The organism is Brevibacillus sp. RS1.1, from assembly GCF_013284365.1.
GTDB lineage: Bacteria > Bacillota > Bacilli > Brevibacillales > Brevibacillaceae > Brevibacillus > Brevibacillus brevis_D.
In genome coordinates this window covers 268576-288259 of sequence record NZ_JABSVA010000004.1, presented here as the reverse complement: position 1 = coordinate 288259, position 19684 = coordinate 268576, and the positions used below count along the sequence as shown (strand labels likewise).

Annotated in this window: 19 protein-coding genes and 1 riboswitch; of the genes, 10 read left to right on the top strand and 9 right to left on the bottom strand. The window is 47.2% G+C overall.

What is annotated here, in order from left to right; genetic code table 11:
- Positions 1–112: 112 nt before the first annotated feature.
- The gene (locus HP570_RS15655) at positions 113–1057 is read left to right on the top strand and encodes an aminopeptidase (protein ID WP_087351251.1); all 945 of its coding nucleotides are present in this window, start codon (positions 113–115) and stop codon (positions 1055–1057) included.
- A gap of 82 nt (positions 1058–1139) precedes the next feature.
- Positions 1140–2588 (top strand): cardiolipin synthase, encoded by a 1449-nt coding sequence (gene cls, locus HP570_RS15650; protein ID WP_015893763.1) that lies wholly within the window; start codon positions 1140–1142, stop codon positions 2586–2588.
- A gap of 378 nt (positions 2589–2966) precedes the next feature.
- On the opposite strand, the gene HP570_RS15645 is transcribed toward cls, so the two are convergent.
- The 5 genes from HP570_RS15645 to HP570_RS15625 all read right to left on the bottom strand — a co-directional run bounded on the left by HP570_RS15645 (position 2967) and on the right by HP570_RS15625 (position 8566).
- Complete coding sequence (locus tag HP570_RS15645; protein ID WP_173626309.1) at positions 2967–3941, bottom strand: ABC transporter substrate-binding protein; 975 nt, start codon at positions 3939–3941, stop codon at positions 2967–2969.
- 67 nt (positions 3942–4008) lie between these two features.
- Positions 4009–5589: a helix-turn-helix domain-containing protein gene (locus HP570_RS15640; RefSeq protein WP_254495304.1), complete on the bottom strand. Its 1581-nt coding sequence runs from the start codon at positions 5587–5589 to the stop codon at positions 4009–4011.
- A gap of 62 nt (positions 5590–5651) precedes the next feature.
- Entirely contained in the window at positions 5652–6035 is a 384-nt protein-coding gene (locus HP570_RS15635) for an OsmC family protein (protein WP_007720051.1), read from the bottom strand.
- A gap of 94 nt (positions 6036–6129) precedes the next feature.
- Entirely contained in the window at positions 6130–7767 is a 1638-nt protein-coding gene (locus HP570_RS15630) for a M20/M25/M40 family metallo-hydrolase (protein ID WP_173626307.1), read from the bottom strand.
- Positions 7768–7825: 58 nt separating this feature from the next.
- Positions 7826–8566, bottom strand: a complete 741-nt coding sequence (locus tag HP570_RS15625; protein WP_173626306.1) for an IclR family transcriptional regulator — start codon at positions 8564–8566, stop codon at positions 7826–7828.
- Positions 8567–8846: 280 nt separating this feature from the next.
- On the opposite strand from HP570_RS15625, the gene HP570_RS15620 reads away from it, so the two are divergent.
- The 5 genes from HP570_RS15620 to HP570_RS15600 all read left to right on the top strand — a co-directional run bounded on the left by HP570_RS15620 (position 8847) and on the right by HP570_RS15600 (position 13005).
- Positions 8847–9611, top strand: coding sequence for a dimethylarginine dimethylaminohydrolase family protein (locus HP570_RS15620; RefSeq protein WP_064200301.1), 765 nt, complete (start codon positions 8847–8849; stop codon positions 9609–9611).
- A gap of 72 nt (positions 9612–9683) precedes the next feature.
- Positions 9684–11093 (top strand): amino acid permease, encoded by a 1410-nt coding sequence (locus tag HP570_RS15615; protein WP_173626305.1) that lies wholly within the window; start codon positions 9684–9686, stop codon positions 11091–11093.
- Between the two features lie 413 nt (positions 11094–11506).
- Entirely contained in the window at positions 11507–12286 is a 780-nt protein-coding gene (locus HP570_RS15610; protein ID WP_173626304.1) for a sigma-70 family RNA polymerase sigma factor, read from the top strand.
- Positions 12249–12446: a helix-turn-helix domain-containing protein gene (locus HP570_RS15605; RefSeq protein WP_173626303.1), complete on the top strand. Its 198-nt coding sequence runs from the start codon at positions 12249–12251 to the stop codon at positions 12444–12446. Before HP570_RS15610 ends, HP570_RS15605 begins: the two co-directional genes overlap by 38 nt.
- A 124-nt stretch (positions 12447–12570) precedes the next feature.
- Positions 12571–13005 (top strand): hypothetical protein, encoded by a 435-nt coding sequence (locus HP570_RS15600; protein WP_173626302.1) that lies wholly within the window; start codon positions 12571–12573, stop codon positions 13003–13005.
- A gap of 102 nt (positions 13006–13107) precedes the next feature.
- On the opposite strand, the gene HP570_RS15595 is transcribed toward HP570_RS15600, so the two are convergent.
- The 3 genes from HP570_RS15595 to HP570_RS15585 all read right to left on the bottom strand — a co-directional run bounded on the left by HP570_RS15595 (position 13108) and on the right by HP570_RS15585 (position 16499).
- The gene (locus HP570_RS15595; protein WP_173626301.1) at positions 13108–13575 is read right to left on the bottom strand and encodes a hypothetical protein; all 468 of its coding nucleotides are present in this window, start codon (positions 13573–13575) and stop codon (positions 13108–13110) included.
- A gap of 432 nt (positions 13576–14007) precedes the next feature.
- Positions 14008–15324: a D-arabinono-1,4-lactone oxidase gene (locus HP570_RS15590; RefSeq protein ID WP_173626300.1), complete on the bottom strand. Its 1317-nt coding sequence runs from the start codon at positions 15322–15324 to the stop codon at positions 14008–14010.
- Positions 15312–16499, bottom strand: coding sequence for an amino acid deaminase/aldolase (locus HP570_RS15585; protein ID WP_173626299.1), 1188 nt, complete (start codon positions 16497–16499; stop codon positions 15312–15314). The genes HP570_RS15590 and HP570_RS15585 overlap by 13 nt, the downstream gene beginning before the upstream one ends.
- A 299-nt stretch (positions 16500–16798) precedes the next feature.
- Positions 16799–16898: riboswitch (purine riboswitch) on the top strand.
- A 51-nt stretch (positions 16899–16949) separates the two neighbouring features.
- Here HP570_RS15585 and HP570_RS15580 point away from each other — a divergent pair.
- The 3 genes from HP570_RS15580 to HP570_RS15570 all read left to right on the top strand — a co-directional run bounded on the left by HP570_RS15580 (position 16950) and on the right by HP570_RS15570 (position 19148).
- Positions 16950–18383, top strand: coding sequence for an NAD(P)/FAD-dependent oxidoreductase (locus HP570_RS15580; protein WP_142497507.1), 1434 nt, complete (start codon positions 16950–16952; stop codon positions 18381–18383).
- A gap of 182 nt (positions 18384–18565) precedes the next feature.
- Positions 18566–18898: a hypothetical protein gene (locus HP570_RS15575; RefSeq protein ID WP_173626298.1), complete on the top strand. Its 333-nt coding sequence runs from the start codon at positions 18566–18568 to the stop codon at positions 18896–18898.
- Positions 18873–19148 (top strand): hypothetical protein, encoded by a 276-nt coding sequence (locus tag HP570_RS15570; protein WP_064200309.1) that lies wholly within the window; start codon positions 18873–18875, stop codon positions 19146–19148. The genes HP570_RS15575 and HP570_RS15570 overlap by 26 nt, the downstream gene beginning before the upstream one ends.
- 50 nt (positions 19149–19198) lie before the next feature.
- Here HP570_RS15570 and HP570_RS15565 read toward each other — a convergent pair whose 3' ends face one another.
- On the bottom strand, positions 19199–19612 hold the full coding sequence (locus tag HP570_RS15565) for a MarR family winged helix-turn-helix transcriptional regulator (RefSeq protein ID WP_015893743.1): 414 nt from the start codon (positions 19610–19612) through the stop codon (positions 19199–19201).
- Between the last annotated feature and the right edge of the window lie 72 nt (positions 19613–19684).

The window sequence follows — 19684 nt, the reverse complement described above, 5'->3', positions numbered from 1 at the left end:
TAAACAGGAAAAGGGCAGGACTAACGATCCAATCTAGCGAAGACAGAAGAGTTTGCAAGAAAAAAGTGGATATAATCTAACCATAAGATAGATGAAAAGGAATGATTCTGACATGACGTTGATAGAATCCAGCAAAGCCATTTTGATAAATTGCTTGGCATTACAAGCGAATGAGACCTTTTTAGTGGTGGCCGACGAACGGAAGCGGGACATCGGTGAGGCAATCTGGGAAGCCGGTAAACAGCTCGGGGCAGAAGCGATGCTGATGGTTATGAAGGAGCGGGAAAAGTCCGGTCAAGAGCCTCCTGCGGCAGTTGCAGCGGCGATGAAGAGCGCGGATGTGGTCGTATGTGTGACCCAGCACTCTTTGACGCATACAAAAGCACGAAAAGAAGCAGCAGCAAATGGTACGAGACTGGCTACCATGCCAGCAATTACGGAAGACATGTTCCTTGCGGGAGCGATTTCCGCTGACTATACACAAGTAAAGGCACTCACCGAGCGCGTGACCGAGATGCTGACGCGGGCAAGTACCGTGCGAATCGAAAAAGCGGGCAAGTCACTGACGTTTTCCATCGCAGATCGCAATGGGGTGCCGAGTACAGGCATGTACGTCAATCCTGGAGAATCGGGCAATTTGCCTTCTGGGGAAGCGTATATCGCTCCACTGGAAGGGACAGCAGAGGGACAAATCCTCGTCGATGGCTCTATCGCGGGTATCGGAAAAATCGATTCACCCTTGCTGCTGACGGTCCAAAATGGTCGGATCACAGAGGCAGAAGGAACATCGGCTGAACGCCTCCTACAAATGCTTGGAGACCAAGACGGGCGGATGCTGGGTGAATTCGGAATCGGAACGAATGATAAGGCGCGTATTACGGGAGTTGTGCTGGAGGACGAGAAGGTGTACGGAACGATTCACGTAGCCTTTGGTAGCAACAATACGTTTGGTGGGACGATTGTCGCGGGGGTACATATCGATCTGGTTGTCAAAGAGCCGGATGTGTATTTGGACGACAAATGTATCATGAAGAACGGAAAACTATTGGCAACATAGGATAAACTAGATGGATAGGAAGGATGAATCCCGATAGCAAATGTTGTAATATGGGAGGAATCCTAGAGCTGGATGTGGTGTGATGGCGTTGTCCGAAAAGATAATTGTGATAGTAACAATAGGTAACCTGATTTTGGGTGCCGTTCTTATTTTCATGGAGAGGCGAAACATTGCGGCAACCTGGGCCTGGTTGATGGTTTTGCTGTTTTTGCCGGGTATTGGGTTTATTGTTTACCTGATTTTTGGACATAAGCTAAGCAAGAAAAAGCTGTATCGGCTCAAGGAAGGGGAGTTTTCCCATTTTAGAGCTGCGGTTGATAGACAAAAGCAGTTGCTTGCCCATGGTGAACTACAAGTGAACGACCCGGAAATGGAGAAACACCGCGACATGATTTTCATGAACGTGGTAAGTGATGGAGCGTATTATACGCAGGATAATACCATTCAGGTTTTTAAGGAAGGCCATAGTCTGTTCGAGCTCATGTTCAAACAGATGGAGGAAGCACGGGAGCATATACATTTGCTCTACTACATTTTGAACGACGATGATTTAGGGAAACAGCTCATTCAACTGTTGACGAAGAAGGCACAGGAGGGCGTCGAGGTTCGATTGCTCTACGACGCGGTAGGTTCCTCTGGTGTCTCATCCCGATTTTTGCGCCCATTGGTAGAAGCGGGGGGAGAAGTCGCCTCCTTTTTCCCGGCGAAGATTCCGTTCCTGAATTTTCGGGTCAACTTCAGGAATCATCGCAAGCTGACGATTATTGATGGCAAGATCGGCTACATTGGAGGCTTCAACATCGGGGATGAATACTTGGGCAAGGATAAGAAGCTGGGGTATTGGCGTGACACCCATTTGCTGATTGAGGGAAGAGCGGTATACATGCTGCAAGCACGCTTTTTCCTGGACTGGAATTTGTCTGCACCGAAAAGAATGCATGAGTCACTCGCGTATTTTCCGGAGCTTCATGAGGCCGAGGGCACGATTGGTGTTCAGATCGTATCGAGCGGGCCAAACTCGGAAAAAGAGCAAATCAAGCATGCCTTTTTGAAGATGATTTACAAGGCACGGAAGAAGATTTACTTGCAGACTCCTTATTTCGTTCCCGATGAAAGTATGCTGACCGCACTGAAAATGGCGGCAATGTCCGGGGTAGATGTGCGGGTGATGGTCCCGGGAAGGCCAGATCATTTGTTGGTATTCTGGGCGACTCACTCTTATCTCGGCGATTTGTTAAAGAGCGGTGTGCGCTGCTTCCTCTACGAAAAAGGCTTCATGCACGCCAAAGCCATCGTGGTCGATACCCAGTTGTCGTCTGTGGGAACGGCCAATGTCGATATTCGCAGCTTCAAGCTGAATTTCGAGACGAATGCGTTTATGTACGATTCGCAGATGGCAAAGGAGCTGGAGGAACTGTTCGTCTCCGATCTGGCTGATTGCCGGGAAATGACATTGGGAGAGTATGTGAACCGACCACTGCGTTTGCGCTTGCTGGAATCGTTGGCACGCCTGTTGTCTCCGCTTTTATAATAGCTGGACTGGAAAGCAAGAGAGGACCTGTTAGCCTATGTGAACAAACACGGGCTGGCAGGTCCTTTCCTATTCACGCTATGATCATTCTAAGCTTTAAAAGGCATCGATGAACCAAAAAAGCTGGTGAGAAGAAAAAGCGCAGGACTCGTAGACCTTGACAACGCCCACCCAGTCGGAACTTCCAAAAGGGGACCCGCTTGTCGAACACTTCTTCCTTGAGAAACTTCCGCCCGTAGGGTGGCTTTGGCTCGACGGTCCCCTTTTGGAAGTGGAGACGGTCAGTGAATCCCCCCCTTGCGGGCGTGTCAGAGTCGAAGAGAACTGTGCTTTTTCTTCTCCACCACTATGTTGACTCAAACCAAATGACCTATCTTATTATTTCTTGGCTCCGATCAAATCCTGTACAGCTTCATCCAACTGCTTTTCAATCAGAATGGGGTCGTAGCCAAGCCATCTATCCACATTGACTACATAAACCTGATTCTTTTTGACAGCGGGCAAGTTCTTCCACAGACTGCTTTGCTCGATTTCTTTCAAATACTGAGCGGCATCCTCTCCTGGGAACAGCATCAGGAAAATATGGTCGGCTGCATATTCCGGTAAAAGCTCCATAGACACGTCTTTTGACCAGAACAGTGGGTCTTTATCGATCTCGCTCTTAATGAGTGGCGGTGGAGTCAGCTGAAGATCGTTGTACAAAACATGGCCCATGTTGCGAGCACCGTACATTTTGATTGTTTTCGCACGGACGTTTAATGCTGCAACGGTCTCGTCCTTCCCGACCTTGGCATGGACCAGCTTACGCGCTTCTTCCACCTTTGCTTTGTACTTCTGCTCCCAAGCCTTTCCTTCTTCCTCGCGACCTAACGCTTCCGCTACCTTTTGTACATGCCCGTAGACATCATATTGATCGAAGGCGATCGCTACGACAGGCGCAATTTTTGTGAGGTTTTCATATACCTGTTGCTCGACTTCGGTTCCGGTGAGGATCAAGTCAGGCTGCAACTCGAGGATTTTCTCCAGATTATAGGCATCATAATCTCCCACGACTTCGATTCCACTAACCAGTGGCTCCATGTCTGGACCTTCCATATGTCCCTTCACTGCACCGATTGGCTTCACCCCAAGAGCAAGCATGGGGCCCAAATATTGCAAGGCTACGACGCGCTGAGCTTTCACAGGAATGGTGGCTTCGCCCTTTGCGTGCTTCAGGACACGAGTCTCGCTACTTTTATTTTCTTGTGCAGGTGCCGATGGATTGGGGCTGGCTGTCTGGCCGCATGCCGTGAGCAAGAACAAGGAAAGAATCATCAATCCGGGCAACCAAGCTCGTATGCGTAATCGTTTCATCGTATATCCTCCATGAATGAAAATGATTCTCATTAACAAGGTTCATCTTACCTTGAACGCACTCTTTTCATCCATGGAGAATGTTCCGTTTTTCTTTGGACAATGTGGCGGTGTTTGCATGGGTCAAAATTTGGACGGCCTCTTCCAGCTGGATGTCGAGGGAGAGGGGATCATACGAGAACCAAATCGGGTTGAGAATGACCACTTGTCCTTTTTGTACAGCAGGAATTCGTTGCCAGACATCCTGCTTCATCAACTCCAGGAAGTGTGCCCGTGAGAGATCATCATCAAAAATATGAACGAACAGCCAATCTGCTGCGTACTGGCTTAATTGATCCTCATTGATGGGGGTTGCCCAGAAATTGGGGTTGCGTGTTAACTCTTCTTGAATCATTTTGGGTGGCGTCAGCTTCAAGGATTTGTACAGCACATGCCCTATATTTCTGGCACCGTATGCCAATAGGCTCTGTGGACGCACATTGAGGATCAAGAATGTTTCTTTCTTCTGAGTATGAGCATCGATGCATCGCTTCGCCTTCAGAACCTTCTGTTCATGCTGCTTGAGCCACAGCTGTGCCTGGTCTTTCAAGCCAAGCACGTCGGCTAGTATGTTCAAATGACCAAATACATCATGATCCAGCCATGGAAGCGCAAGAGTAGGTGCAACCTTGGAAAAAGCAGCGCTATCTCCCGTCGATTCGGTCAAAATAAACGTCGGCTGCAATGATTTGATTAAGTCTGGTGTATTTTCGGGCAGGCTGACAATCTCATCAGCCTCTTTCATCCGTAATTGCTCGCGTAAATAAGTGACCTGCTCTTCTGGAGCGCCAATCGGTCTGATTCCGAGTGCCAATAAATACTCGGCATAGTGGAAGGTGACGGGTGCCATTTGCTTCTGATTCATGCGGACAAAGACAGTCGGGGACACGCCTACCTGCTGCTTAAAGCGTCTGCTGAAGTAAAACTCATCGGCATACCCGACCAGACGTGCTACCTCGCGCAATCGCTTATTCGATTCTCGCAGAAGTGTTTTTGCATGCTCCATCCGACAGCTCGTCAAATATTCGATCGGGCTTTTTCCAACCTTTTTCTTGAAGACCTCGGTGTAATACCGCGGGGTAAGGCCAGCTCGATTTGCCAAATCATCTAAGGTGATTGGCTCCGCATAATTCGTATGCATGTAAGAAACCGTCTGATCGACAACGCTTGACGTTTCTACGGTAGCTTGCCGTTCTGCATGGCTCCAAATCAGGTGGAGCAATTGTTGAAAGCGAATTTGATTTTGAAAAGCTTCCAACTGATCATTGGCTTGTCGATGGGCATACAGGGTGAGGGCAAGCTCCGCACTGTTATCTACCTGATTAAATGCACACGAGCTGTGGTCAAGATGCCAGGAAGGACTCGGGCTGTAGGCGTTGGTGACCTGATCTTGCTGTTGTAGGGCGTCAAAATAAAATACGAGGAAACGGAGTGGATCATCCGTATCTGCGCTTATTTGTCTCGCAGATTCTCGCGAAAGAACCAGCGCACTTCCATCAAGTAGAACGGCTTGATCCGACTCGCTCAGCATCCGACCCGATCCTTTTGTCACGATGAGCACAGCATGGGTTGATTCGCCGGAAAACGTCCATGCTTCTGTCGGTGACAAGGTGACCTGCTGTATGTCTTGAAGTAGAAACAAAGGAGTGGGCGGTAGCACGTTTTTTCCTATCATGATACCAATTCGAAGGACTCGGTTACGACGATGCTTCCCTTGACAGATTGGACCATCGGGCAGTTTTTGCTCGCGGCTTCAATGGCTTTTTGTACTTTTTCTTCTTTCATATTTTCACCCGTAATGATGAAGTGGAGGTGAATTTTTTCAACGCGATTTGCCTCTGCCTCATTCCGCTGAACATCTGCTGTTACTTTCATATCCGTGCACGGCATTCTCATCTTGTCCAACACTTTTCGCAGAACACCGCCACTGCAAACAGCGATGGAAGAGACCAAGAGCTGGTAGGGGCGAAATCCATACTGTTCATCACCCGATACGTGCAGCTCACCGTAGGACAGTTGAGTGACAAAGCCATTTTCTTTCGCTTGAAATTCCATGGGTAACCCTCCCTTGAAATGGTTTTTCTTCATTATAAGGAAAAAGGCACCCGTGCGACAGTCATCTATCGGTACGGGAACCTTTTCTCCTTTGCTATTCCTTTACTGCTTTCCCATTTTGCAAGAGAGACTGGATGCAACGAGGGAGCATGTCTTTTAACGTATCGAATGCATAGTCGATGTCCAGACGCTCAGTCCATTGATGGGCGTCACGTCCGACTGGACCGAGGTTCATGACAGGTACATCAAAAGCTTCGAGATCCTGAAGCGGAATGGAGTAGCCGTTGTCCCACAAAGGCATGTTCGCTACCAATGGCTTCATGGATGCTGCCGGATATTGGAGTCCGACGTAGCTTAAGTCAGAGATTCCGCCAAAGTAATTTTGTTTCACCAAATTGACCTGGTGCTGATCTCTCGCGTATGTTTTCATCTCTTCCATCGTTTGTTGGATCAGAGGATGATTGCGCGAGCTGACTGCCGGGTAAAACGGTGGAGCGAAGAACAAAATCATCATTGGCGACAGTTCTTTGCACAGAATCGCTAATTGATCCACCAGCTCAATCGTGGTGTCGCGGTCGTCCTTGTCGCCGCGGTTGGCGATCACATCGGCTTCCAGCTGGCGTAGCTTTTCTTCCCCGTACGTTTTCTTCGCATAGGCATACAGTTCTTCGTAAGTCATGACGGAAATGGACAGATCACGCGGGCTAAACGGCGCAAAGTTGGCAAACTGGCTCGCGTGCTTGAGGTAGTTTTGCTTCATGCGCTCTGCGACGTTTCTTGCCGATTCCAGCAGCGGTTCTACGACATCCTCCATCTGCTTTTCCAGCAGGAACAGGTTGAACAGCGTCACGGCACGGTGCGGAATTTGCACAGAGTACTCTTTTTTCAGATCCTTTTGAATCAGGTTCGTCGGCGGAGGAGATGCTTCCCCCTCAACGACCTCGCAAAAGGATGTGTTTAGCTCGAGCTCACATGTCATTTGAGAGGCCATGTAATTGCCGTTTAACCCAGCAAAAGGCTCGCCGACATGTGTTTCTTTTCCGTAGCAAAGGAAGCCAGGCAGCACTTTTCCGATGGAGCCTGTGTACAAGTACGTATTCGTATCCCCTGGATAGCGGGTAAACATCGGCTCGGAGTTGAGCACGGTGGTGTAGCTCAGGTCGAACTCTTCGGCGATTTTCAAAAGTGCGGGGACTGCTGCCCGCATCCCGACAGAATTCACTTCTTCGTCAGGGACGGTCAGAAGCAAAATGTTGCCGTCGAACTCCCCAGCAATCGCTTGCTCAATCATCGACATGTGCAGTGTCAGTCCGCACTTCATATCCATGGTGCCACGGCCAAACAGCCAGTTGCCGGTGCGAATATCCTGTTGAACGTCTGCTGGCATATCCGCTTGGTTTTGCTGGAACAGAGGGGTGAGGGTCTTCGGATCAAAAGCATGCTTCATCCAGGCGCCGTAATCCTCGACGTCGACGACATCAAAATGGCTGACGAGAATGACGGTGTCCCGTACGCCTTCTTTTTTGACCAAAGCAGTGACAAAATGGCGCCCGTCTTCAGTCGGATTCGCCCGTACATGATCGGGATTGGCTTGATAATAAGGCAGGGTACGCAGCTGATCGACGACGTAGCCAGGCAAGTCCTTCTCGGCAGATGATCCTGTAATGCTTGGGATGCTTACCAAATTGCACAAGAGATCAACGAGCTGCTCTTTTGTTTGCCATTTTTGCATAAAAAACGCCTCCGTTTTCCGTATAGTGAAAACTGTTTCCGGTTAGTGGGCAAAAAAATTAAGGTAAGGCACCGATTTTGTGGGAAATTTCTTTGGCGCTTTGTTGGGCTTGTTCAATGAGTGAGGACAAGAGCTGCTCGTTGATCCGGTAGCTCGGCACGCCAATACTCAAAGCGCCTACGACCTTTTGGTTGACACCGAAGATAGGAGCGGCAATGGATGCGGTGCCTTCGGTTTTCTCACCGTAGCTGACTGCATAGCCGTTTTGTCTGATTTCAGGCAGTCGTTCTAACAGCTCGCGACGTTTTTGTGCATCCGGGATTAAACCGGTCACGATTTGCTCTGCTTCGTTCGGATTCATGCTGGCGAGAATCGTTTTGTTTGCCGCACCGATATGAAGCGGAATACGCTCGCCCAGATTATCCATGCTTCTGACAGACATAGGACCTTCCACTCGTTCGAGTACGATGGCATGAGAGCCCTGTGGAATGTTCAGATAGACGGTTTCTCGTACATCTGCTGCCAATCGCTCCATGACAGTTCGGGCGACAGCGCGCATATCCATTTTGTCGAGAATGCGCAGCCCGATTTCCATCCACGTATAGCCGACCTTGTACTGCTTACTCTCGGGAAGCTGGAGGATGAGGCCATGCTTGATGAGGCTACTGATTAAACGGTGTACCGTACTCAGCGGCAGGTCCGTTTGTTCAGCAATTTCCGAGATGGACCAATGCTGCTTGTTTGGATCTGATACCAGGACGGAGATGATGCTCATCGCCCGGTCAATCGATTGTACCAACGTGGGTTACCTCCTGGCTTTGTTGCATAGTGACCGCTCGTTGAAAGTCACGCCAGCTTAATATGACCTCAATCTATCAGAATTTTTCAACCGAATCAATATCATTTAAACTAGATAAAAATCCGTTGACAAAAAATTTGAAACTATTTTACATTAAGAGTGTAATTTTGTATTGCAGAAGTGATTCCACAATGCGGAATATTTCTGAGTAGTTGCTCAGAGGAGAATGAATACTGTTAGACAAAAGCAAGATTCAAAAACAGAAGGGAGATCTATCATCATGAAATTTTCACGTGCAATTGTAAGAAAACCGGGAAAGAGTTATGTAAATGGTTTGACGACTTCTGATTTGGGTACACCTGATTTTGAACTTGCTCTTAAACAGCATGCCGCTTATGTAGAAGCGCTGAAACAGACAGGTCTGGATGTAACCGTTCTGGAAGCGGACGAGCGTTTCCCAGATTCTACGTTTGTGGAAGATACAGCTGTTCTCACGGAAAAGTGCGCCGTCATCACCAATCCTGGTGCAGAAAGCCGCAATGGTGAAATTGAGGATATGAAATTGGTGCTTCCTCGTTTTTATGACACGATTGAGTATATTCAAGCCCCAGGCTTCCTCGATGGTGGAGACGTCATGCAGGTAGACAACCATTTCTACGTCGGTCTGTCTACACGCACCAATGAAGAAGGAGCCATCCAGTTCCGCGAGATTCTCTCAAAATACGGATATGAGGTCACCATTGTACCGTTGAAAGAGTTTTTCCACCTGAAAACAGGAATCGCTTACCTTGGCAATGACTTGCTGGTTCTGGCTGGGGAGTTCATTGATTCTGAAGTATTTAGCAAGTACAAGCATCTGGTCGTGGAAAAAGAAGTCGAGTACTCTGCGAACTGCATCCATATCAACGACTATGTCATTATTCCAAAAGGCTTTGAGAGCACGAAAAAGCAAATTACTGACGCTGGCTACCATGTGATTGAGCTGGATATGTCTGAATTCCAGAAACAAGACGGAGGATTGAGCTGCCTGTCCCTGCGTTTCTAGCGCAGGCAGTTCTCTCTTCGTTTATAGACTCCCGATAGACCTCTTAAAAAGCAGGTGAAAGAGAGGAATCATATGAACACTGGGAATGAAAGAGACACACAGCTACAACGTTCCATGAAAAGTCGCCACTTGTTTATGCTGTCGTTAGGTGGTGTCATCGGGACAGGGCTCTTCCTCAATGCTGGCTTCACGATTAATCAGGCTGGACCTGGCGGAGCGCTCGTTGCCTATATCGTCGGCGGGATTTTGCTGTATCTGGTCATGACGTGCCTGGGTGAGCTTTCTGTAAAAATGCCAGTAACAGGCTCTTTCCAAGCCTACGCCAGCAAGTATATTGGTCCGGCGAGCGGGTTTACACTGGGATGGATGTATTGGCTAGGGTCAGCTACAACGGCCGGGGTAGAGTTCACTGCCGCGGGCATGGTCATGCAACGGTGGTTCCCGGATACACCGATCTGGATTTGGTGCGCGCTCTTTATCGTTTTGCTCTTTGCCTTCAATGCGCTGACGACAAAGGGGTTTGCGGAAACGGAGTACTGGTTTGCCGGAATTAAAGTATTGGCTGTACTTATGTTTATTATTGTCGGACTAGGTGCCATATTCGGTATTGTCAGTATGGAAGGAAGACCAGCTCCGTTTCTCTCCAACTTCTCGGCAGATGGGGGACTATTCCCGTTTGGCATCGCGATCGTCTTTGTGACGATGATGAACGTCGTATTCTCTTATCAAGGCTCTGAATTGATCGGAATTGCAGCCGGGGAAGCAGAAGACCCGCAAAAGACCATTCCGCGGGCGATCCGCAACATTGTGTTTCGCATTCTCGTGTTCTATGTGGCGTCGGTCACGATCTTGTCCGCCCTCTTTCCCTCAAGCGAGCTTGGGCTCTTGGAAAGTCCGTTTGTGACGGTATTTGATGCAGTGGGGATTCCTTTTGCAGCGGATATCATGAACTTCGTCATCTTGACGGCGCTGTTGTCTGTTGGCAACTCATGCTTGTACGCAGCCACGCGTTTGTTGTGGTCCCTTTCCCATAGCAATATGGCCCATCCTGTTTTTGGAAAGCTGACCAAGCGTAAAGTGCCTTTGAACGCACTCTTGGCGACGCTGGCGTTTTCACTTCTGTCTCTGTTAACCAGCGTGGTTGCAGCGGATACGGTATACGTGCTGCTCATGTCTGTATCTGGTATTGCGGTCACCTTCACGTGGATGGGGATTGCTCTCTCTCAATTTAATTTCCGCCGTCAATACTTGCGAGAGGGTGGAAAAATAGAAGATTTGCAGTTCGTAGCACCGTTTTACCCGGTGATGCCGCTCTTGTGTCTGGCTCTTTGTACATTCATTCTTATCTTCCCGGCGTTTGACCCGACACAGCGAATTGGACTCTTCTACGGAATTGGTGCGTTGGTGCTGTTCTATACCTTCTATTATGTGCGCTATGGACGCAAAGGGGCGCATAAACCGAATTTCCCAACGCAAGGTTAAGTCGTTCTGCTCGATAGAAAAATGCCCCAGACATGGTAAAGTGGCTGTAGACAAAATGGGTTAGGGATTTTTGTCCCTAACCCATTTTGTATTCTTAGCGTATGTGAACTCGCTGGGATCTTATGCTGGCAGGGCTTTCATCATTCGTTTTATATTTTGGGCCAACGCCGAAAAGAGGCAGTGTTCGAGTATATTTCGAATCCCCCTCTTGTTCGTTCGATCTGAAGCAGATGTCTTTCGGTACATAATCTTCTAAATTGAAAAAGTGAAGTTAGGGTTGCTTGTCTCCATCTACTCCCATCATGTTATATCCCTCCCAAAAAGAAACCCACATAGAACTTAATTCTACAAGGTCCCTTTGATACTCTATGAGTTAAGGCTTTGTCAACAGCCCCAATTGGGTGAGGGGATTTTTGATTTTTGAGATGATTTTTTCGATTGTAAAGCATGAGTATCCAAAATTACATATACTTACAAAAGTTTACACTACAGGAATATTAAGTGGGAGAAATAGGCTGTTTGGTAAAATGGATAGAGTGGTTCGGGACGTGCTGTGTAATATGGCACGTCTATTTTTTTGCCTGAAATACGAACATATAATCCTAATGGTGAGGAGAGATTTAGATATCAAACTTACAGACGTAGATAATCAGAGGTTGCTGGATGCATTTCTAGCGAAAGAAGACAATCAACAGCTATATCAACGAGTGTTTAATTCGCCGGACGATACGCAGAGGAACGATGAATTGGATAGTAGATTTCAGGAATTCTACGGTGAAGTCCGATTTACTAAGTTTATCTCCTCGCTCATCCGTTTTACAGCTATCGAGTTGGCTGTACGTAATCAAAAGATAGGCAACGCATGTCAGCCTACAGATGAAATTGAGAGGGTGGTTGACAGCCTTGTTAGCGACACTGACAAAAGTGAGCGGGAGGACAACTTTGAGTGGGAAGATGTTTTAGCGGATAAACGAATTTTGGATGCTGTTCAAACCCTCACGAAAAAGGAACAGGAGATGCTTACACTTCTATATTTAAGGAATCTCAAAGAAACGGAAGCTGCGAGCGTGTTGGGTATTAGTCAGCAAGCTGTTTCTAAATCAAAGAAACGAGCGTTACTGAAGCTCAGAAAACAGCTAGAGGGAGGCGGAATACATGAGCCTATTAACACTGGTAAAGCGAGCACAAAATAATGATGAGAGTGCAATGGTAGAGATCATAGAAAGATTTGAGCCAAAGATTCGCAAGTCGTTGAAATTCACGGATATAGGTGTACGTGAGGACATACGTCAAGAGATAGTATTTCGGATGATTAGAGCCGTCAAAACCTATAGCACAAAAAATCGATCATGATAAGACAAGAAAATTTTTTTGAGTTCGGGTTGTTATTTTCCATCCTCGCTTCACTTTAATTAATACCAAGTGAATAACCGCGCGGGAAATAAGCTTGGAATAAGAAATTGGAGGAAGATAAAATATGGCACGAACAAAATTGAAACAATACGTTGATACGATTACTGTTGACCAAGATGAACTGGATGAGCTTGCCGGAGCTATGCAGGATATTCTCAAATATGGCGTTATTAAAATGGATGATAACAAGCTTGAGACAAACCTGTCTATTTCTCTTGCTTTGGCTGGGCTTGTATTCAATTTGACCCGAGCGGCTGGCATCGCGGTAGGTGTAGTAGCTTTGGTTCTATCCTTATCAACGGATTTGAGAGGTGACCTGGAAAAAAATATTCGGATTGCGATTGACGATATGCACGATACTCGTCGTTTCATGAAACGAAATGGATACAGAAAGGTTAAGCTGGAATTCCCATTCATGGATTATGATGACATTCGACTGATCACAGGTAAGGGAGAAGCTCTTCGCGTACTTGGTAAAAACGGTTGGGAAACCCTGTAATTAATGAGCAAGGAGATATTCGGCTAGTTAGCCGAGTATCTCCTTTTGTTCTTTGTGCGTGATTTATATATTGCAGGGAGTAATAAGTTGTATGGTGACAAGCTATTTGTTTTTTGCTGAATTGAACACTTCGTGGATTTCTAAGTCTGGATTATTTTCGATTTTATAAATAGGGATTTCATCTGAAAATTTACTATAAAACACCATGTAACTAGTACCAGAGAGATAAATTGTCCCTACATCCTGGTTGTTTTCATAAACATAGATGTTATAAGTATAATTATTTTCTTTTGCAGCTTTCGTATCAGAGTCATTTGCATCAGACTCTCTTTTTATTTTGCGAAGTTCCATTTTGGAAAAATCGTTGAGGACCTTTTGAATTTCTTTTTTATCAGTTATTTTTACCTCTACTTTTTCTTCTCTTCTATTAATCGTAAGTGAAGTTACTTTCTCGCTATCAAACAGCTTAAGCTCACTAAATGCCCAAACTTTAAATCCAGGAAAGTAAATAAGGTTACTGAGTGCAAAAATTCCGATGAGGGAGAAAATAAGGATTCTAACTATTTTCACGTTTCACATCTCCTTTATAAGCGCATTCCCAAACAAGAAGGAAATGCATAGCTTCAATGGAAAATAATGCGTTAATTGAAACATTACTTAATGGTATCATTTTACAGTAATTTTGCAAATACCACTTTCTTCCTAAAAACAACAAAAGTACAAGTCCTGCTTTAAGGAGATAGGTCTTCGGTTAATTAATTGAAAAAAGCCCTTTTAAAATGAGAAAAGGGCCGAGTACGCTCATTTATTTCTAAAAGCGAAGTAAATAATACGTTCCACTAAAGTTGATTCCGGTAGTTTCTTAAAACAACCGAGAAAAGCAACGCTCTCCCCGTAGAACTTAAGTTCTACATGGTTCCTTGGAAAACCCATGAGTAAAGATTTTGTCAACAGCCCCGGTAATGTGGTCGGGGTGTTTTTTTATGTGTAGGTAGTAGTGTGTCAGGAGATGCCGAACAACTCGGCTAAATACGAATTCACAAACAAGCCGTCAGGGTCGAGCTCAGAGCGAATGGCGAGGAAATCGGGCAAACGAGGATAGACCTGATGAAGCCTCTCGGTGGTCATACTGTGCATCTTCCCCCAGTGTGGACGTCCACCATATCGGGCGAAAATCTCCTCCATCCGGGCAAAGTACGCTTCGTACGGCATTCCCTTGTACATGTGGACGGCAATGAAGGCACTATCACGCTCATAGGCGGGACTGAGCCAGATGTCGTCCTTTTTGACGTACCGGCATTCGAGCGGAAAATGAACGGCAAAGCGTTCCTGCTCAATCGCCTTACGCAGCTCCCGTATGGCTTCGCCCATATGCTCGGCAGGAAAGCAGTATTCCATTTCATAAAAACGAACAAGCCGAGGGGTAGCAAAAAGCTGATGACTGTAGCCGCTCTCATGGACAGAGGGAACGCTTTGAGCAGACAGCCTGCTGACGCTTTTGGTGAGAGAAGGACGCAATCGGCAGCTCTCCGACAAGAGCCAAAACAGCCCGTTCTCCACCACCATTTTTTTCAAATAGCTCCATCGTTGATTGCCGCTGGGGGGATCGTTGGTTTCGTTCATGAATTTCACCTGAACGGTGTCCGAATACGGGAAGATAAAAAATTCAAAATGCCGATGCTCGGTTTTAAACGTCTCTAGAGAAGACAAGCACTCCTCTACCTGCATGCGGCGGCTTTGGTAGCGCAGGCGATAGGCTGGGAGGACACGCAGCTTGACACGTACGATGATGCCCAAGAGACCAAGCGAGACTTGCATGGCTTTGAACAGGTCCGGCTGGGCCTGCTCGGATATCTCCAAAACCTCCCCGGATGCGGTCACGACTGTCAGCCCGACGACTTGCGTGGAGATGCTACCAAAATGAACGCCAGTGCCATGCGTTCCGGTGCTGACAGCCCCTGCAATGGACTGGGCGTTAATGTCTCCGAGGTTTTCTTGAGAGTAGCCCGCTTGATGCAGGAGTTGTCCGAGTGTCTTGAGCTTGGTTCCTGCCCAGACTTCAACAGTATCAGAGGCAGGGTCTACACTGACGATTCCTTGGAGATGATCCAAGGATAGCAAGCAGTCTTCTGTCTGGACGAGACGAGTGAAGGAATGACCGGAGCCGACGACTCGAATCCGTGTACCTGCCTTCTTGCAAGCAAGGACAAGCTGCACGACCTCATCTACGGACTCTGGCATCGCGATTTGTTTCGGCTGGCTTTGTACATTTCCTGTCCAATTGGTCCAGTGATTCGCGTGCTTCTTTACAGTGAGCATAATCCATCCCCCCGATAGGTGGTCACTTCCTCGATGATTTTCCCGCCAGAGATGCAATACAGCCGGGTAAAACGTTCGCAGAGCTCTCCAGCTTTGGCATGGCGAAAAAAGATTGGGTCTCCCAGCTCTAGCGTTTCCATGCCTTGATAGTGGATGGGTGTCTGTACTTCACCTGCTCCTTCGTTGGGGAACAGCTTTGCTCCCACTGGCAAGTAAGGCTTGGGTAGTCTGTCACGCCCAGCAGAACCAGATGCGATGTAGCCCCCGCCAGCACATGTGTAGATATGCGCTGCGGGCTTACGGATAATTTCTAAAGCAAATCCTGCGGCAGGGTGAAACCGAAAATCCTGAAAGTAGTCAAAAAGCCCAGGCGAAAAAAATCCGGAGCCTGCTGTAACCTCTGTAACGGCGTCTTCCTTACCGGTCAAGTGCAAGCTGCCCGTTCCTCCACCGTTTACGAAGCGGAGTGGAATGCATAGCTCACGAATGGCATGCACCAGTGTGGCACGTCGAGCAGCCACTTCTTTCACGGAATATTGCTTGAGGAGACGAATGATGCTGTTTTTCAGGAATTGACGGGGGTATCGATCACCTACGCCAGCAATTTGAGCTTCGTACCCCATGACACCATCTAGGTAGAGATGATCGGAGGAAGCAACGCGCTTGACTAGGGAGAGGGACGCCTCGAGCGAGCGAAGTGGCGAGCGCCAGACGCCGAAATGCAGCCCTAACACATCAGACGACATGTCGATATCGAGACAGACAGGCAGCCTGGTTCCGGTTTCCCGGGCGATTTGTTCGAGCTGTTCGACATGAGGGAAAGAGTCGATCATTAAAGTAATGGAGCGTCCGTTCTTAATCTCAGAGGCGATTGACAAAAGCCAGCTTTTTTCCCAGAGCGGATAGCCAAGCAGCAGGTCATCGAAGCCTGCCTCGCACAGGTGAAGCACCTCAGGAGCGGAATAGCACATGAGACCACGAAAGCAATCGTTCACCTGCAATACACGTTTGAGAATGGCAACGCTTCGGATCGATTTGCTCGCAATTCGAACGGGTTTTCCATTGCTTTGCAAACTGATTTGCTCCGCATTTTCCTCCAGCAGATCTAGATCGACAAAAGCGAACGGCTTGGGAACACCAGCAAAGGCAGACTGATAATAGCGATAATCCCGCATGTACAGGCCTCATCCTTTTTTGCACGCGATTTGAATGAAATAATGAATTGTAAATATTTCTTAAAATTCTATCTATTCTATTCGTTTATATTTGATTCCTTCCTGACAAATGAGGGGCATGAACAGAAATAACGAATGTTCGTTTTTAATGTTCGTGTTTTGTTGTATTTATGGATTGTAAAGGCATGTTTACGATAAAATTAACTTTAAAAGACGAATAAATGGGCTGTTTTCGGTTGACTTGATTCACCTTATAAGCTACTATACATATTGTTGTGAAGAACAACACAGGCTTGACGAATGAAATAGTAATTTGTATTCGTATATCCTCAGAAATATGGTTTGAGGGTCTCTACAGGGAACCGTAAATTCCCGGCTACGAATAGGGCAGTTTTGGTATACCCTATTCGTCGGCCGGGAATTTTTTCATTTTTTCGGGGAGGGAACGACATGAATAAGTATGATGTGATCGTTGTAGGAGCAGGGCCAGCAGGGATTTTTACGTGCTACGAGATCATGCGAAAAGCACCGAATGCCAAGGTGCTGTTGATTGATAAAGGGCATGACATCTATAGCAGACGCTGTCCGATCTTGGAAGAAAAGATCAAGCTCTGCCCGCCGCCAGCAGGAAAAAAAGATTTCGCAGGCTGTTTGCCGGCCTGTTCGATTACCAGTGGTTTTGGTGGAGCAGGCGCCTATAGCGATGGCAAATTTAACATCACCACCGAATTTGGCGGTTGGATGACAGACTATCTCAGCCCTTCCACTGTACTTGGGCTGATCAAATACGTAGATGAAATCAATTTGGAGCATGGGGCTACCCAATCGATTACGGACCCGACCACAGAGACGATCAAGAGCATCGAGCAGCGCGGCTATGCAGCAGGCCTCAAGCTGTTGCGAGCACAGGTGCGTCACTTGGGAACGGAGCAAAACCTGGAGATTCTCCAGTCGATCTTCGAGCATTTGAAGAAGCATATCGACATGATGTTCAAGACAGAGGTCGCGGACATCATCACGGTGAAAGAAGCAGACGGACATCAGGTAAAGGGTGTAATTTTGAAAAACGGACAAGAGTATGAAGCTGATTACGTGGTAATCGGACCAGGACGCGATGGCTCGGCATGGTTGACGGATATCCTGAAGAAGCGCCGCCTGAAAATGTACAACAATCAAGTCGACGTAGGCGTACGTGTGGAGACATCCGATGTCGTCATGCGCGAAATCAATGAGCACTTGTACGAAGGAAAATTCATTTTCAACACATCTGTCGGAACGCGTGTACGGACGTTCTGCAGCAATCCATCCGGTCACGTGGTCGTGGAAAACCACAGTGGCGTTATGGCGGCAAACGGGCACTCTTACAAAGACCCAGCGCTGGGCTCGATGAATACGAACTTTGCGCTCTTGGTATCTCATACGTTTACAGAGCCGTTTGACAAGCCGAATGAGTACGCGAGAGAAATTTGCAAGCGGGCAAATGATCTGTCAAACGGTGGGGTCATCGTGCAAAAGTACGGCGATATTTTGCGCGGTCGCCGTTCTACAGAGTCGCGTATTAAGGAAGGCTTCCTGGAGCCTACTCTGAAGGAAGCAGTACCGGGTGACTTGGGACTCGTGTTGCCTTACAACACGATGAAAAGCTTGATTGAGATGGTGGAAGCACTGGACAAGGTAACACCGGGAATCGCTTCTGAGCACACGTTGTTCTATGGAGTGGAAGCGAAATTTTACTCGGCTCGTCCGAAACTGACTGAGGAATTCGAAACAGAAATCAAGGGATTGTTCTGTGGCGGGGATGGTGCCGGAATTACGCGCGGTCTGGCACAGGCCGGAGCTGCTGGGGTTTGGATGGCTCGCAATATTACGAAACGCATGCAATAACGAATACGCTCATAACCAATAGGCTTCTTGCTGGGCACGCTTGTGCTTGGTGGGGAGCCTTTTTTTATGACAGAACAACATCAGGGAAGTGGTAGTCCCGATGTCACGAGGAATTAGGCAGAAGCGTATTGTGTAGAAGGGCCAATAATCAAACCACGACCTTTATTGGCATGGAGGTATCTATGTTTTTTTGTGATGATGATGATACCGCTGTAATAGCACTTTGGATTATTTCGCTTGGCTTTGTCATCCTCGCCATTGATAAAACAACCAAATTAAGTCAAAAGCCTGCCTGCAACAACGACAAGTTGATACAGCCCTTCATCCAATTAAACAAGCAAATCAATGGGAAAAACAAAAATGGCAATGACAATGATGACGATATGCAGTTCAAACGAATTGAACAGCAAATTGCTCAATTGCGAGATAGCGTTCAAGATATAAAAAAGAATTTACAGGAGAATCAACCCAAAAGCGGAGGGAAAAAGGATGATCGAAAGAAATCTGGCGAATGAGTTGGTAGCGGTAGGGGGGTGGATCGCAGTGATTGGCACTTTCATAGCAGCCATAGGTTCGACTGGACAGGTGGAACCGGAGCAGCCTGCTTCTACAGACAACCAAGCAAATGACAAAGAATCAAATGATTTGAAAAAACAAGTACTGCAACAGAAAAAACAATTGCAAAAGCAACAGATACAGCTTGATCTGATTCAATTGGAACAAGAGCTCAACACCCTCATCCATAGCACAAGGAAAAATGGCTAACAAAAAATGACTTCACCAAACTGCTTTTGGGCGAAGTCATTTTTTACTTGTTACAACGGCTGTAAATTATCGTTCATTTTCTTCAAAACGCGGTTAAAGATAGCGAGCTCTGCTTCGTCAACGCCGCGGAGTGCCAGCTCTTCTTGCACTTTTGCAGCCTCCAGCCATTCCGGGAACCGTTCGATTGCTTGCGGAGACAAGGACACATAGCGCTCACGCTTGTCATCACCTTCTGAGCGAATGATCCAGCCCATCTCTTCCAAACGGGTGAGTGTCCGGGTAATCGTCGGCGCTTCAACATTCAGGTAGTTGCTCAATTGAACCTGAGTAAGCGATTCACGATAATGCAAGCAAAGAATAATACCCCATTGCGAGCTGTATAATCCCATGGGAGCCATAGTCCCATTTAGTGATTTGCTGAATATTCTTGCGGTTTGGCTAATTCGATGACCATAATATTGCATGAATATATACCTCCAGGAAAGCTGGTCCGATATATCGTACACTTATTGCTTAAGTAAATATGTACAATAACA